General features: G+C 44.7%; 15 protein-coding genes. 9 read left to right on the plus strand and 6 right to left on the minus strand.

The features are described from left to right. Nucleotides 1–121: 121 nt before the first annotated feature. Both BDD43_RS21465 and BDD43_RS21470 read left to right on the plus strand, forming a co-directional pair. Nucleotides 122–517, plus strand: coding sequence for a hypothetical protein (locus BDD43_RS21465; RefSeq protein WP_121199648.1), 396 nt, complete (start codon nt 122–124; stop codon nt 515–517). 284 nt (nt 518–801) lie between these two features. After that, nucleotides 802–1,062 carry a hypothetical protein gene (locus BDD43_RS21470; protein WP_121199650.1) on the plus strand — a complete coding sequence of 87 codons (261 nt, stop codon included), beginning with the start codon at nt 802–804 and terminating at the stop codon, nt 1,060–1,062. Between the two features lie 203 nt (nt 1,063–1,265). Here BDD43_RS21470 and BDD43_RS21475 read toward each other — a convergent pair whose 3' ends face one another. Then, the gene (locus BDD43_RS21475) at nt 1,266–1,523 is read right to left on the minus strand and encodes a hypothetical protein (protein ID WP_147425706.1); all 258 of its coding nucleotides are present in this window, start codon (nt 1,521–1,523) and stop codon (nt 1,266–1,268) included. An 85-nt stretch (nt 1,524–1,608) separates the two neighbouring features. On the opposite strand from BDD43_RS21475, the gene BDD43_RS21480 reads away from it, so the two are divergent. Continuing rightward, on the plus strand, nt 1,609–2,793 hold the full coding sequence (locus tag BDD43_RS21480) for an ATP-binding protein (protein WP_121199653.1): 1,185 nt from the start codon (nt 1,609–1,611) through the stop codon (nt 2,791–2,793). Nucleotides 2,794–2,907: 114 nt separating this feature from the next. After that, entirely contained in the window at nt 2,908–3,336 is a 429-nt protein-coding gene (locus BDD43_RS21485) for a hypothetical protein (protein WP_121199655.1), read from the plus strand. Nucleotides 3,337–3,354: 18 nt separating this feature from the next. On the opposite strand, the gene BDD43_RS21490 is transcribed toward BDD43_RS21485, so the two are convergent. Then, nucleotides 3,355–3,612: a hypothetical protein gene (locus tag BDD43_RS21490; protein ID WP_121199657.1), complete on the minus strand. Its 258-nt coding sequence runs from the start codon at nt 3,610–3,612 to the stop codon at nt 3,355–3,357. A 200-nt stretch (nt 3,613–3,812) separates the two neighbouring features. Between BDD43_RS21490 and BDD43_RS21495 the strand changes: the two genes are divergently transcribed. Next, the gene (locus tag BDD43_RS21495) at nt 3,813–5,240 is read left to right on the plus strand and encodes a type IV secretory system conjugative DNA transfer family protein (RefSeq protein WP_121199659.1); all 1,428 of its coding nucleotides are present in this window, start codon (nt 3,813–3,815) and stop codon (nt 5,238–5,240) included. Next, on the plus strand, nt 5,230–6,270 hold the full coding sequence (locus BDD43_RS21500; RefSeq protein ID WP_121199661.1) for a hypothetical protein: 1,041 nt from the start codon (nt 5,230–5,232) through the stop codon (nt 6,268–6,270). The genes BDD43_RS21495 and BDD43_RS21500 overlap by 11 nt, the downstream gene beginning before the upstream one ends. Here the strand turns inward: BDD43_RS21500 and BDD43_RS21505 are convergent. Then, on the minus strand, nt 6,253–6,630 hold the full coding sequence (locus BDD43_RS21505; RefSeq protein WP_147425708.1) for a hypothetical protein: 378 nt from the start codon (nt 6,628–6,630) through the stop codon (nt 6,253–6,255). The two genes, BDD43_RS21500 and BDD43_RS21505, sit on opposite strands and share 18 nt — an antisense overlap. Further along, nucleotides 6,581–9,355 carry a MobF family relaxase gene (gene mobF, locus BDD43_RS21510; RefSeq protein ID WP_121199665.1) on the minus strand — a complete coding sequence of 925 codons (2,775 nt, stop codon included), beginning with the start codon at nt 9,353–9,355 and terminating at the stop codon, nt 6,581–6,583. Before mobF ends, BDD43_RS21505 begins: the two co-directional genes overlap by 50 nt. A gap of 501 nt (nt 9,356–9,856) precedes the next feature. On the opposite strand from mobF, the gene BDD43_RS21515 reads away from it, so the two are divergent. Further along, nucleotides 9,857–10,054, plus strand: a complete 198-nt coding sequence (locus BDD43_RS21515) for a hypothetical protein (RefSeq protein ID WP_121199667.1) — start codon at nt 9,857–9,859, stop codon at nt 10,052–10,054. 176 nt (nt 10,055–10,230) lie between these two features. Here the strand turns inward: BDD43_RS21515 and BDD43_RS21520 are convergent, their stop codons facing one another. Further along, nucleotides 10,231–10,626, minus strand: coding sequence for a hypothetical protein (locus BDD43_RS21520; RefSeq protein ID WP_121199669.1), 396 nt, complete (start codon nt 10,624–10,626; stop codon nt 10,231–10,233). Nucleotides 10,627–10,741: 115 nt separating this feature from the next. Here BDD43_RS21520 and BDD43_RS21525 point away from each other — a divergent pair, with 115 nt between their 5' ends. Next, entirely contained in the window at nt 10,742–12,322 is a 1,581-nt protein-coding gene (locus BDD43_RS21525) for a TIR domain-containing protein (RefSeq protein WP_121199671.1), read from the plus strand. A gap of 131 nt (nt 12,323–12,453) precedes the next feature. Here the strand turns inward: BDD43_RS21525 and BDD43_RS21530 are convergent, their stop codons facing one another. Beyond that, the gene (locus BDD43_RS21530; RefSeq protein ID WP_147425709.1) at nt 12,454–14,205 is read right to left on the minus strand and encodes a hypothetical protein; all 1,752 of its coding nucleotides are present in this window, start codon (nt 14,203–14,205) and stop codon (nt 12,454–12,456) included. 116 nt (nt 14,206–14,321) lie between these two features. Between BDD43_RS21530 and BDD43_RS21535 the strand changes: the two genes are divergently transcribed. Continuing rightward, entirely contained in the window at nt 14,322–14,786 is a 465-nt protein-coding gene (locus BDD43_RS21535) for a hypothetical protein (protein ID WP_121199675.1), read from the plus strand. Nucleotides 14,787–14,796 lie beyond the last annotated feature (10 nt).

Consider the following 14,796-nt stretch of genomic DNA (forward strand, 5'->3'; position numbering starts at 1 on the left):
AAACACATTGGGAAGAAAATGTAGCTACTGGTGAGAAGGTAAATTAAAGTAAAACAAAATGATGTTAAAACGCCAAGTACAGAAGAATTAAATCCAAAAGATCCAAATCATAATTAGTAATATGAAAGTAAGGTGCAATTCAGTCAAAATAAGTGATAGTAATCTTCATACCTTAGGTAAAAATGCTGCCGCAAAGAACCACTTTAATATAACCATCGGAAAAGAGTACGTGGTATTTGGCCTGATTTTCGGTTTTGATGATTGGGGATGCGGATGTTTTGCTCAAATTTTGTCTGACTATGACCATTTAATACAGGTACCAATAATATTATTTGATATAGTTGATAATAGGATTTCAAATTATTGGGACTTAAGGAAGTCAGTAGATGGAAATATAACACTTTGGCCTTCTTCATTTTACCTTGAGTATTATCACGATGACTTGTTTGAAGAAGTACCGGACATCGTTGCTGATTTTAAAAAAGTAAAGCAGTCGATAATAACGGAATTTGAATAATTCCCCAGTTGTCCGTAATCTACCGATGTTCGAATGGCTCCGGCGAAAACAGCTATGCCTGTAGTTTGTAACCGCTGAGCCTTTGGGCTGCCACTGGGGCGTCGGTCGGTGGTGCAATAGGCTTTTATATAGGTAAAGCGGGTGCCGGTGATATGCTAAATGTATTGAAGGACTTTTACCTTAAGCAATCACCGGGAGTGAAAGTAAATGAATCGGAGGTTTTGATGAAAGGCACTGTTTCGGGTGCTAAAACAACAACTGTAACACCTCAAAATTGATTTAATATGCAAAGATTCCCCATGCTTAAAGAAACACAGGTAGCATTGTCAAGAGCCGATGTTAATACTGGTATCGTATTGGATGAGCTAAATAATTATGCTGTAAATGACAATCAAACGGTTTTTACAATATTTGAGGATGCGATCCAAGCCTTGAATACCGCTAAATTAATAATTGCTGGAAATAAAAAGGTGGAATGTTATATTCATGACAAGGACCACAAATTGCTTTATTTTCTAAATTCAGGAAACTCCAGTCGTCCTTAATCTACCGCTGTTCCAATGTCTCCGACTCGAAAGGCTATCGGCGCTTGGCGCGTACAAGTTTATATCTTTCCAACATATAAGCCTTAGTATAGTTTATCGAAATGATATAAACTATACTAAGGTCTATAAAAATAGATCCAAGATCAAATCCGTATGCCCCTGGTGCAGGTCATCATCCTACTAAGTGGTCATCCCGGTAAACGTCACGATTGATCCGCCAGGAACGCTAACGACAATTCCGGCTTTCCGAAGTCTCTTAATTGTTCGTTTATGGAGTTTAAATTCCTCATGACATCCGGGGTCGGTGTCAATTGCCCCGCCTGGATTAAGCGGATTTGCTCGACACCGTACATGCGCAACTGAAAACTCAGAACACCGATATCGTCGCAGTTTTGGAGTTCTTCAGTAGACGCTAATTGATAGGGCAGGTCGATGATATTTGATTGCTGTGATTTTGTCATAGAAACCCTCGTAGCATGTCCACACATTTAAACTTTATCGAAATTTATCCTTGTAATTATAACATTAAGTATTATAATTGCAAGGATGATTAATAGAGAAGCACAAGCCGAAATCGTAACGCTGATGCAGGAATTTCCTGCGGTCGGCCTTTTAGGGCCTCGTCAGGTGGGTAAAACCACATTGGCTGAAACCATTGCCGCACTGTTTAGCCCTGAACCCATTTATCTTGATTTAGAGAATCCTTCCGATCAAGCCAAATTAAGCGACCCCGAAGATTATTTTGAGCGCAACAAGGGGACGCTCATCATTCTTGATGAAATCCAGCGTGTGCCGGAATTGTTCCAGGTATTGCGGGGCGTCATTGACCGTCGCCGCCGTCAGGGGCTTAAACATGGGCAGTTTCTAATCCTGGGTTCCGCCTCGCTTGACCTCTTAAAACAATCATCCGAAACACTTGCCGGACGGATTGCCTATAAAGAGTTATCAGGGTTCAATGCTACGGAAGTAGCACCGAAGGACAGCAATCAGCAGGACCTACTGTGGCTGCGCGGCGGTTTCCCGGATAGTTTTTTGGCGAAGACCGATGAGGCAAGCTTACGCTGGCGTTTAAATTTCATCAGTACCTATCTGGAGAGGGACGTGCCTCAATTTGGTGGGCGCATACCGGCCGTTACCTTACGCCGCTTGTGGACGATGCTGGCGCATAATCAGGGCGGTCAGCTTAACATGGCCCAATTGGGAGCCAATCTTGATGTGACGATACCGACTACCAAAAGATACCTCGAATTGCTTGAGGATTTACTGCTTATCCGCGCCATCCGTCCGTGGTTTGGCAATATCGGTAAACGGCTCGTCAAAGCTCCGAAAATATATATCCGGGATAGCGGCATTGTTCATGCCTTGCTGAATCTCACCACCGTGGACGATATATTAGGGCACCCGGTCGTCGGGGCGAGTTGGGAGGCTTTTATCGTTGAAAACCTGATCTCCTGTCTTCCCATTGGCGTTACGCCCTGGTTTTACAGGACAGCCGCCGGGGCAGAAATCGATCTGGTCATCGAAAAAAATGCAAAAAGAAAATACGCCATCGAGATCAAACGTTCGTTAGCGCCGACTGTATCTAAAGGTTTCTATCTCGGTTGCGAAGATATAGGTGCCACGCACCAATATGTTGTTTATCCCGGCAAGGAAAAGTTCACGATAGGTAAAAATATTACCGCGATGCCATTGCTTGATATGATGGAAGAATTACGCTCTATCAATAAGTAGGCAGTGCATCAATATAGAAGCAAAAGCCCTGCATATTATTTGTAGGCAATAATCGCGCGTATTTTTATTTTTTTATAAAAACCGTATATTTAGCCAAAGCAAATTCTCAAAGCGATGGCAAATGCAGTAGAAGACGCCCTGAACCGGGCAAACGCCGAACAGCGCGAACGGGCGATGGCTACGATTGAGGAAGCCCGCCGCAATATCCTCAATGCTGATATACAAATGGCGAACTCCCCATCGGGAGATTTTGCAGTTATCAAATCGCGTAACGAACAAATCATTGATGAGGCTCAACGCTCGATCCCTGTCGAAACCATGCAAAGCGTTGATAGCGTGTCCGCTCCAATGAACACACCGCCGATGCACGGAATTGTCAATTCCGAACCGGTAGAACTTAACCCTACTTTCAGATCTACTATTGAAAGTATAGAGCAAGGCAGCGGCAATAATTACCTCAATCAAAATGCCGTTGACCGGGCAATGACCAGAACGCCACAGGAAAGTCAAAGCCATGACCAACAACAGTCTATGGAGCGATGATTGCTCACAACGAAGCCGTCAGGGACGGCTACTTAAAAAATCCAATGACAACTCGGGCCTTCCAAATTCTTTAAGCAACTGGTTAATATCTTTTAGATTTTGTGCTGCCGTATGAGGATCGAGTTTTCCTGCCTGGATCAAACGAATCTGCTCGACACCAAATAACCGCAACTGGAAAGATAGCGCACCGATATCATCACAGCCTTGCAGTTCCTGCGCTGAAGCTAACCGGTACGGTGATGCGATGACCTGACCCTGCTTTGATGTATTTATCATAGCGAAATAATAGCATACAGGGTGATGGATTGATATGACGTTTTTTTAAAATGCCGTAGACCCTGCGATGGAAAGACCATCGCAGGGAGCAGGGCAACACGAACAGCAGCGGACTACGATCTGTCACAAAATAAATAATATTAAAAAATATTTTGAATTTTCAAAATGATATTTTAGCTTAGGATTGCAAAATCCTTTATATGACTTCACCGGATTTCAACCTGGACCATATTATTTATTCGTTTAATAACGAAGAGCATTTTACGATAGGCAACGCCTGCGAAGGCGTGCAAATTTTTGGCGGTATCGGCTCCGGTAAAACCAGCGGCAGCGGTGAGGCGCTTGCCCGCGCCTTTTTGAAGTCCGGCTTTGGCGGATTGGTGCTTTGCGCCAAAAAGGACGTGCTGGACGACTGGAAACGCTACGCCCAGGAAACCGGACGAGCCGACCAGCTCCTGGTATTCGATGGTTCCGGCAATTTCGTTTTTCCCTTCCTGCAATACGAGATTGAGCGGGAAGGTGAGGGGGCCGGGTATACCGATAATTTGGTGCGGCTATTTACCACCATTTACGAAGCCATTGACCGAAGTGTCAAAAGCGAAGGCAGCGACCCTTATTGGGAACGCGCCATGCAGCAGTTACTAAGGAACACCATCGACCTTTGCATGATTGCACGCGGTATCGTTTCGGTGCCCCTCATTCGTGATGTGATCCTATCGGCACCGGTCAGCGTTGCCCAGATCGATACGGATGAATGGAAAAATAAAAGCCTTTGCTGGAAGCTGCTATTGGAAGGCTACGGAAGGGACCTCGATAAATGGGCAAGGCATGATTTCGATAGCACGGCATCGTTCTGGTTAGAGGAATACCCCAACCTCGCCGAAAAAACCCGCAGCAGCATCTTATCGACACTAACCACGATGATGGACATATTTCTGCGCAGGCCCTTCCGCATGCTGTTTTCGGAAATGCCCGACGACAGGCGTAAGATCGCCTACCCTGAATTGACCCATAAGGGTGTCATAATCGTGCTGAACCTGCCGGTAAAGGAATTCGGCGAGGCGGGCAGGGCGGCACAGGTGGTGTATAAATATCTTTGGCAGCAAGCGGTGGAGCGCCGGGCGACAACAAACAAAACCGTCCCGGTTTTTCTTTGGGTGGATGAGGCGCAAAATTTCGTGACGGAATATGATATGCAGTTTCAGGCCACGGCCCGAAGTACCCGTGCCTGCACCGTGTACCTGACACAGAACCTGCCGAACTATTACGCCATCATGGGCGGCAGCCAAAGCAAATACCGGGTGGATTCGCTTTTAGGAAACCTGCAAACCAAGATATGGCATGCCAACAGCGACCCGACAACGAATGAGCAGGCAGCGGAAACGATCGGCCGGAGCTGGCAGTTCCGGCAAACATCGGGGGAAAGCTATGGCGCGGATTTCTTCAATATGAGTAGCGGTAAAAATGAAAGCTTTGATTACGACGTCCCGCCGCAAGCCTTTACCAAGCTGCGCAAGGGCGGAACCCTGAATGATAAAATAGTGGAGGCCATCGTATTTCAGAATGGCCGTATCTGGAATAACAACCAAACGCATCTTTTAGCACAGTTCAAGCAATATGGACCATAAGCTCATCATCAAACCCTTCGATAACGAGGAAGAAATAGATAAATCCCGGAAGGTCACCGGCATACAGAAATGGGCGCGATCATCACGCACCATCGGTTTTATCATGCTATTCCTGGGATGGTTTACCATCCCGATGGAAGTATTTTTACGCAAGGACTTCGGCCAGCGCTGGTTCACGGCGATTAATTTTTATGCAGGCTTGTTTCTCATCGGTGTAGTGTCTGCCTTGCAATGGATTATCTATAGCGTTTGGCCTGGGTTAGAGGGCCGTCTCTTTATGCTCATGAACATTGGTCATGCTTTTGACGCCTACAGTGATTCGGAAAGCGTGGCAGGAACGAAGGCGGGTGATATGCTTCTTTTCGTTATTGCTTATCTTTTGATAGGTTCCTATCATTTATTCAAGATCAAATGGCGAAACCAGGCAGGGATCCCACTTCATTCCTTTGACGACGGCACATCTCATCTGGAATGGCCTGCAGAATTACTGGCAAGGGCTCTGAATGTCCTTGCCCTGCCCATATTATCGACATACTTCGCATTAGTTCCCAAAGCGCAGCGCAAAGATAAGCCCTTTCCAAAACTCATTACGAATAAAGCTGCTTTCACTTCTACCTTTGTAGAGCCTACCGTCGTATTCTTTTTTGCTTTCATTTCAACCAGTGTCGAAAGCCTGTGGCTTTTTATTTCGGGGTTCGCGCTGATTATCCATGCCCACTGGAAGGAAATGGCCCGTAAGAATAAAATGCTCGATTTCCAGGATAGCCGGGTGGAAGCGGAATTGATGCGGGAATTAAGACAGGGTATTGCCAATAAAGGGGTGACAGATAAAAAGCTAACGGAAAACCCCCAAAAGGCTCCCCAGCCTGTGCCGCAGCCGGAAGTCAAATATCCTAAGTTAAGCGCCATTATCGAGGAAATGAACAGGCAGCGGGAGCATGTCAGAAATTCCAGGGTAACGGGTGACGGTAAAAAGCAGGCGATAGCAAATATCCTGGGAGGTTTGGCCCAATCAAAATCCGTCAATTAGGATCGCTGCAACGAACAACCCGTCATCCTGCGTGTCGTTACCGACATCCGCCTGTACATACCGCACCCGGTACGTAATCAGTTGTTCAAACAGTTTGGTGAGATTCCGTCCGGTAATGACGATCCTTTTTTGGTTGGTCTGAATTTCGATACCCGTATCCACATCAAAATGCATTGCCGTAAAATAAGAATACGGAAATGCCTTGCGGCTGCCATCCGGTAGCCGTAAATCGAGACAAACAGGGCTATTGCCGCGTTCTATCCCATAATAGGCGCAGGTCCAATCTTCGTCCGGTTCTGTGGCCGGAATATTACCGGCCAACTGCACTCTGCTCTGTTCGAGTCGCTGTCTGAAGTCCATAGGATGTGTTTTGTGTGTTAATGTGATCTTGTTGCGTCGGGGTTCTCTCTATCCTCGGGCGATTATTGGAAAGCCGGTTAATTTCCTGCGCTTGTTCCTGACGCTTCGCCATCAGTTCCGTGGCTGAAATGCGCTCCGATGACTGGCTGACCGCATCCAATAGCTGGTCCTTGTCATCGGTATAAATGGATACGGCTTCACGCCCACGTGATACAGACACGTAAAATTGTTCGAGCGACGAGGCTTTAAACGTCGCCGAACTTTGCGAAATAATGACCTGATCCGCGGTTTTGCCTTGTGAAGCATGGGATGTAGACACATAGCCCAGGTTGAAATGCCCGAAATCCGGCGCGATGGTCGAGCCGTTGGAGAGCTCAATTTGACCTTCGGGATCAAATCCCTCGACCTGGAAGACAGAGCCGTTGAACAAATGCTTGCCTTCGTTGCTTTTGACATTGGCGGTCATACGCAGTTTATCGCCCTCGGTAATGGCTAATGGGCGCGGTTCAAAGACCGTAAATTTTATCGCCTCGGCGAGTGCGAGGCTGTAATTTTCTCCGGCTGAGTTTGTCGTCTGTACACCAGCCTCATCCGCTTCCGACACTTGCAATTTTTCTCCGGCCTTCACGCCTTTGCTGTTTTGGTGAAAGATCACCACATCCCCGAGCCTGTAACTTTCCGGCTGTTGCTTTTCTGCTTCGGTGAGTTGGCGGTTTTTAAGTACCTCGAATGTCCGGTCTTCCTGGCCGATACGGTGATCTTCTTTAAGTTTTTCGCGTATTTTATCGGTGACGATTTCTCCCTCCGCATGGGTAGGCGCAATGACCAGCACTTCTTTGGCCGGGCCGTTGACGTTATAGGTCGCCTTGCAATATTCATCGGCAACAGCATTTACCCGCTGTGCGCTATCCGCTATTTCCTGGATGGCCCCCATCCGGTCGAGCTTTTTAAATCCTTGCTCCACTTTGCCGTCGGAAAGCTGCTGTACGGCTTCTTTATAGGCCATATTCTTTTGCCGCTGAATTTTATTCACCGTAACCGGCTTAATACCCGTTTCCTGCTGGATGATGCGCATGGCATCACCGCGTTCCACGCTGGTATGCTGCTTCGTATCGCCGGAAAGGATGACCCTTGCACTTTGCGCCTGGGCAATTGCCAGCACGCGGTTCATGTCCTTGTTGGATAACATGCCTGCTTCGTCGATCCAGATCACTTGGTTTTTGAAGTTTGGGTGCAGGTTGGTTTGCTGTACCAGTCTCGCCACCGTATCGGCATTATCGAAGCCTTCGCTGCGCTGCACGCCCCGGCTGGCTTCGCTCGATGGCGCGAACGAAAAGATTTGTTTCCCGCTCTCGATAATGCCAAGCTGCACTTCTTTCATGAGCGTGGTCTTTCCGGTTCCGGCTTTGCCGGTAATCAGGACAATCCCATCGGTGGAGGAAAGCGCGTGTTTCACCGCCGCTTTTTGCTGGTCGTTGAGGAGCGAGTTTTGGGGTTCGTATTGTTCATAGATTGGCCGAAACTTGTTTCGAGCAGCAATACAATGCTGAATGAGTTGCTTTTCTTCTTTAAGCGCTTCTTTCGTGGTGATGAAGGTGCGCAGCTTTTCCGTCACGGACAGGATATTGCCCTCTTGTTTAAATGCCTGCCGAACCTGTTCCGGCGAGGCTTCGCCGATTGCCGCCTTAATGGCGGTCGCCAGTATTTCTTTATCACTGGCAACCGATTTGCGTTCAAGGTGGTGACTTAAGGAAAATTGCAGCGCGCGCTTTGCTGCTTGATCGTCTGTAGTCACGTTAGATTTTTGTTTGAGGCTGAGGAGGGCGGTTTGTTCATCCGGCGTCAGTCGTGATAGCCAGGCGCTTTCCTGCTGTTCGGCAGTAAGCAGCGTACGTTTGGCTTCGCGCGTTTTGGCACCGATCTTCGATTTTTGTACTTCATCGGTAATACCGTGTTCGCGGGTGTAGTCTTCGATCTCCTGGGTACGGCGCGAAAATTTATCCAACGTGCGCTTATCAATCCCGGCCAGCTCAAACCCGTTCTTCGTCCGGGTGACCTGGTAACCGGCCCCTTGCAGGCGCTGTGCCAGTTTTGCATGAAAGATGGCCTCATAATACGGCGCGTCCTGCTTGACCTGCTGAAATTGCCCGGCCTTCCATTTATTGTCTTCGCCATCAAAGGTGGCATTGAATACAAAACAATGGCTATGCAAATGCGGGTCGGGCACCCCGTCGATTGGTCGCGTGGTAAAATGGGTGAACTCGCCGTAGGCGATATTACCCGTCATGCGGTTTTCATTCTTACCCTTAGCGCGGACGCGGGTCTGCATACCGGTTTCAATATCCGTCATGGTATCCCGCACGGCGGATTGGAATGCATCGAGGATAATCCTTTTATCGGTAACGTCCGCAAACGCGTAGGCAAGGCTTACCGATTTGCTGGCGTTGAACGTGAAATCGTACCCGACCGTGCGGTCGATGTCATTACGCCCGGTCAGCGTTTTGCGCGTGAGCGGGTTGATGTTATCGCATAATTGCGCGAATGCCTTTTTTTCGATACTGCCCGTCAGGTCAAGGCGTTTGGCGGCTCTTCCGCCCCATTTTCCGATTAGTTCGCTGCCTTCCCCGTAATAGTCGAACTCTGCCGAATGGCCTTCTTTATAGGTCTGTTCGCAGTAATATTTCTTCGCGCCGGAAGCGGATTTATTCATGGTGATTCGCAACATTTCTGACTGATTTCCTGCATATTACGGTGCGGTTTTGACACTGCAAAATTTTGGTCTGACGTGGTTTAACGTGGTTCGATATGGTTTTTTGGCACGTGCTGTTTTGTGTCCGTTGAGTGGGTAGGCTCCCGGTACGACCGGCGAAACTGCCATTGCGGAATTCAGAACTATTGTCCGGGACAATCACGGTGATGCGGTCACCACCGCGCTGATGGAGTGCAGGTGAAGCCTGAATCTTAAACGCTGGATTAGCGATTTTTATAAGGGGATAGCTGGTGGGTATTGGGTACACCGCTTCAGACCCTTCCCCGCTATGGATCGGCTGATTCCGTCCTTTTCATGAGAAGCTGAAGCTGCCGCCGCGCCGGTAAACCTGCCAGCACGGTTTCCACTGCGTGTACCCTCCGTGTTTCGGTTGACCTGTATGCTTCGCCGCGCCTGGGTTGCTTCGGGTCGCTCTCATAAGGACGGCAATTCAGTCGCCTTCAAAAGGAGACCTATATGAGCACTACCGAAACACAAACCACCGGCAAAGGGCCTACCTACATCGCCTACCAGGTGCGCGACGGCGAAAAACCTTATTGGACACGCATCGGGGCGGCATGGGCCCACCGGGATGGCAACGGCTTCAATATCCAGCTTGATTCCCTGTCACTCGACGGCGCGGTGATCCTGCGGGTTGTTGCGGAGGACAAATAGCCGCCACGGGCGGGCGGGCTCATTGCTCGCCTGTCCATCTCTAAACAATAGGATGAAAAACGCGAGCACTGTGAATTTAAACAAACAACCTTAACAAAACGGAAGCAGTCTATCTTACTTACTTCTTGTGCTGTTGAGCTCATTATAAAACACGCTCGCAATAACAGAATTATCAATCATCGATTAAAGGCATTTTTTTTCACTTCAGGGCCGAGCCATTTTTCCATGATTTTATTAATTTCAACATTAGTTTGCTCGGCTAAAATAACGTTGCGTCCCAGCCCGTATTTATCAAAAATATCTAAGATGATGTCTGAGCCATTGCTGACCACTCCAAGATCTTTATTTCTTCGAAGTATTTTCAAGTGTAAAACGCTTTTGTAGTCATCAATTATTGAACCATTGATTGGATTGTAACCCGTTAATTCTCGCATATCCTCTGGAACGTCAATTGTTGGATGTAGCTTTTGTATACATTTTCCTAAATCAACATACATTTTATTAATATCAAATGGACGCCCTTTCTTACGGAGGTGTGTGCTGATTTGGTCGTCGCCATCGTACTGCGTCATTTGATTACTCCAATTATTATTATAATATAAGTTTGAAAAATTATTTATTTTCTCGCTCTTTATTTCACAAAAAACCTTACCTTACTCTTTCATGTATTTTATTTAAAATCTTATTGTGATACAATCAAATAATATCGACCGCGGTTCTGCAGATTACTTGTCTTTGCTTTTTGACCGCCTTACTTTTAACAACCTGGTCAGTAACGCTTTGAAAATAGAAAATGATCCAAATTATGAAAAAGTTATCAGAATTGATTTTTGTGGCATTTCAGGCAGCACTTTATTAGGCCCAGAAGGAGAGGAACAAGATAAAATTCACACGCATTTTCTTGAATTATTTGATAAAATTGACATCTTAGAAAAGATCAAAATCAAACTGCAAATTAGATTTATTTTCCTATACGTTTATTCCGATTTTGCATTTGCTCAAATTGAAGCTGAGCGAACGCAATATCGGGCGACTATAAAAGATCCTAAATACGATAGTAGACACTTAGACTTATCGATTCTTTCAGCTGGCGATATCGAAAGTTCGTCTATTTATATGCATCAAACTCATGCGCTTCGCAAAATACAGGAGATACATAATAGACATTTTTCAAAAAACAAATCCAAAAGCCCAATTACAAATATTCGGTTTACCTGCCTTCCCTTAAATTTTTGCTTGCTTACAATAAATAATGAAACGTTCACTGATCCATATACATATGCTAAAGAACGAATAAATTCTTCCAGCTTATACTATAAAACTCCGTTAAGCTATGTGGAGAACGATAGTAAGCATTTCTCAGTATTAGAAGACCATTTTAGATATATTTGGAATCATCCTACTACCATGGTATATGAAGATGCCACAGAAGCCGATTCCAAAAGAAGCGACGGGGGGCGAATTCAGAATCTTGATAAAATAAAACGTCCAGATAAGGTTAATTTTGAAATTAAAGCCAAAATTCTAAGAACGGAATTAAACGCCAGCGCTAAGGACGTGAATAAATGGAGGGTACGTGTCGAACAAATGTTCGCGAACATGGTGAGATTCGTTAGGCCTACTAATGACGAAGAGGTAGTATTTATCGGCTTTTCTTGGAATAACGGAAGAGGCTTTGCCTTAAAAATACAAAAATTCATTGAACACGATTTTCAAGGTTGGTTAAAAGTTAATATTGTCGATTTAGCGGATGCTAAAGAACCTCTATACAGCGAGTTAATTGGAAAGATGAATTCATCTACGATAGGATTAATCATCTTTACAAAGGATATTACTATTAAAGAAGAGGGCGGCAGCAAAAGTTATTCACGACCTAATCTTTATTTTGAATTTGGGTATTTAAAAAAGCATTTGGAAAAATATGAGCCCTATAGTGATTACTCACGTACATTAATTATGTCGGAAAATAACTATTCGGTAGCGACAGATTTGCAAGATTTGGGACGATTCACATTAACAAAGAAAATTGAAATTGATTATTATCAACTTTTGCGCCGGTTTATACTGCTACATAGAACATTAACGGATGAAATGGCCATTTACGCTGTAAATAGCTATATTTCCCGGCTTGAAGAAGCCTACCATAAGGGAACCATAAGTAACAAAGACTTTAGAGGAAAGAGTTATGAGCACTATATTAATGAGATAAAAGAAGAGATGAACAAGATAATCGAGAAAAAATACGGAAATAGCACATCAGTATTTTAGCGCATTGGAATTTAGAATAGTCAAAAGAATTACCAACAGACATCTTCCCTTATCGAGCTATAAGGATTTTCAGTGCCACCAAACCTCGTAATTAAAATATATATTTTGTTCAAGAGCAGTTTATTTCATCATTAATGCGATATAGATTTGTGCCGATTAACGTGTGGCGAAGGCGGCTTCGAGGCAGAAGGAGCCGCATCAAACGAAATGGTCGGCTCATCTTTTATCCGATCATAATATTGTAGTAATTCCAACCCCATATTTTTATTGGGCATTAAATATCCTGTTTTATCTGCCGAGGGAATTTTCTGCAGTTTTTGGTCTTCTTCATGCCAATTAATTTTACCCGCCTCGTTGATCGAACGATTAAGATTTAATAGAAGTGGATCATTTACATACATTGAACCACGCTCGCGCGTTGCAATTACTTGCGCTGTGGGATCGACCTGCAAAACTCTGCTTAAATTATTGTACCCGCCACATGACCCAAGGTAAACTAAGCTCGTTTTATTGCTAAGATGGCTCAAATATTCATTTGCATGATAGCTATGGCCGCGTCCGATGAAAACCTGGAAAGAAGCTTGAACTGAATCTTGCTGTTTTCTCACAACTTGTTCGATATCCTTTATTCCATCCGTGCCCGCCTCTGGTTTATTGGCATAGATAGATACCGGTACCTTACCGTCTGTTTTTTTGATGACAGTGTATTGATTATATTCAACTGTTTCCCATCCAGGTAGGCCATGATACTCTTTCTTCCAATTTTCGTAACTTTTTTTGCTGTCATCGTCTGAGGCAAAGACCATAAGTTGATTGCAAACACCATTTTTATCAGTGAGTTTTGACTGGTTCAGGGTATCAAGAGCAGGAATGTGATAAAGAGCGATACCCATTATCTTATCAAAGAATGCTTTTTGCCCGGGTATTACGGTATCCCTATAAGTGCAGGTGTAAAGAGACGCTAATAGCCCATATTGATGACGTGATTCTTTATCGACGATTGCTTGGTCATACCCTTTATGAAACCCCTCCTCCAGAGTCTTACGGAGTGTGATATTTTGCGATTGGGAACTGATAATAGTTGCAAGTGTTGCGGCAGATTCCATTCCTTTTGTGTGGTCGGCACACTGCGTTATAATGCTTTGCATTATTCCTGGGAATGCGGCGTTAGAGATACAACGCAACGCCGGATCAATGCGATTGTAACTCGCGGCAGCTTCCAGGAATATCCCCATGCTTTGCATCTGTTCTGGGCTTAGCAATTTGTCGAGAGACTGATGTTTTTTCTTAACATCAACGAAGAGGCTGTCGACAATAGTAAGATAGCTCGAAGTATAGATTTCCTCACGTCCCTTGGTAATCAAATCGTATTTTTGACCCGGTGTTAAGAAAGGGAGAATAGCAAATCGAACATTTTCGGGGCTGTCATGTAAGGAATTGATGTTTTGAAGCAATTCAAGAACTTGGTTCTTATCGCTAAAAACGTTATAGCTGGCTTTTGATATTAACTCTTTAGCGTAGGGTTTATCTATGTAAAGTTCCGTATGCTGAAGAACGGCCAAAGAACCCTTCTCACACGCGGCAAATAATATTTCTTTGGCGTAGGGCTTATCGATATACAAATCGCCCCCAAGAAGAACCCCTTCAGGGTATTCTTTTACCTGGTTACGAACAGCTCTCTCAATGACCTTATTGGCATAAAATTGTTTTTTATATATGTCAGCAAAATAAAGTGCTGTGCCCGGTTCCTTTTCCGCAGCATAGCGAACGGTCTTCTCAATTATTTCATCTGCAAATACTTGGTTTTTAAACTCCGAATAACGCTGGAGTATTTCTAAAGCGTCACCCGACTCTAAAAGCTTTAGCCAATAGTCTTTATCCATAAATGGCCTTCGATCCAACATTATAGGAATACATTAGCCGAGTTCAGGTAAATAAAACAGTAGAAAAGTATATTCGAAAATTTTGTTTTTTAACATAAAAACACTAATTTAATGGCATGAATGGGACGCTTAATTATACCAAATGGATTGCTGTACTTACTTTTATCGTCAGTGTTATTGGTATGATGATAGCGTGGAGATCGTGCTCTAATGCTGAGGATAAAGATCGAGCCGAAATGATAGAAAAGACTAAAATAGTGGCATGCCAAGTCGGTCAAGTTATGCAATTTATGGAATCAGTTACCAAGTTAGAAAAGGGTGACGAAAGGTTTAACAAGGAACTTGAAGAATTACAAAAAATAGACCCCAAGGGAGTCGATAGCGAATTATTGGATTACGTAATCAGGGTGCGTGGTTATTTCAAATCGGCTCAGGGAATTCGCAATAGCGATGGCATAGAGAAATCAGAAAAACTAAAAATGATACAGGGTCTAAAAACCGAGTATCATAATCTTCTTAACGAGTTTGATAAGCTTAAGATAGCCTTAAATATTAAATATAATTTTTCCCTTCACTGTTAAATCCATGAAT

Origin of the sequence: Mucilaginibacter gracilis (assembly GCF_003633615.1) — a bacterium.
Lineage (GTDB): Bacteria > Bacteroidota > Bacteroidia > Sphingobacteriales > Sphingobacteriaceae > Mucilaginibacter > Mucilaginibacter gracilis.

Coding starts and splice junctions, on each gene's coding strand:
- BDD43_RS21465 (WP_121199648.1), top strand. CDS start 122: ATGAAAGTAAGGTGCAATTCAGTCAAAATAAGTGATAGTAATCTTCAT.
- BDD43_RS21470 (WP_121199650.1), top strand. CDS start 802: ATGCAAAGATTCCCCATGCTTAAAGAAACACAGGTAGCATTGTCAAGA.
- BDD43_RS21475 (WP_147425706.1), bottom strand. CDS start 1,523: ATGACAAAATCACAGCAATCAAATATCATCGACCTGCCCTATCAATTA.
- BDD43_RS21480 (WP_121199653.1), top strand. CDS start 1,609: ATGATTAATAGAGAAGCACAAGCCGAAATCGTAACGCTGATGCAGGAA.
- BDD43_RS21485 (WP_121199655.1), top strand. CDS start 2,908: ATGGCAAATGCAGTAGAAGACGCCCTGAACCGGGCAAACGCCGAACAG.
- BDD43_RS21490 (WP_121199657.1), bottom strand. CDS start 3,612: ATGATAAATACATCAAAGCAGGGTCAGGTCATCGCATCACCGTACCGG.
- BDD43_RS21495 (WP_121199659.1), top strand. CDS start 3,813: ATGACTTCACCGGATTTCAACCTGGACCATATTATTTATTCGTTTAAT.
- BDD43_RS21500 (WP_121199661.1), top strand. CDS start 5,230: ATGGACCATAAGCTCATCATCAAACCCTTCGATAACGAGGAAGAAATA.
- BDD43_RS21505 (WP_147425708.1), bottom strand. CDS start 6,630: ATGGACTTCAGACAGCGACTCGAACAGAGCAGAGTGCAGTTGGCCGGT.
- mobF (WP_121199665.1), bottom strand. CDS start 9,355: ATGTTGCGAATCACCATGAATAAATCCGCTTCCGGCGCGAAGAAATAT.
- BDD43_RS21515 (WP_121199667.1), top strand. CDS start 9,857: ATGAGCACTACCGAAACACAAACCACCGGCAAAGGGCCTACCTACATC.
- BDD43_RS21520 (WP_121199669.1), bottom strand. CDS start 10,626: ATGACGCAGTACGATGGCGACGACCAAATCAGCACACACCTCCGTAAG.
- BDD43_RS21530 (WP_147425709.1), bottom strand. CDS start 14,205: ATGGATAAAGACTATTGGCTAAAGCTTTTAGAGTCGGGTGACGCTTTA.
- BDD43_RS21535 (WP_121199675.1), top strand. CDS start 14,322: ATGAATGGGACGCTTAATTATACCAAATGGATTGCTGTACTTACTTTT.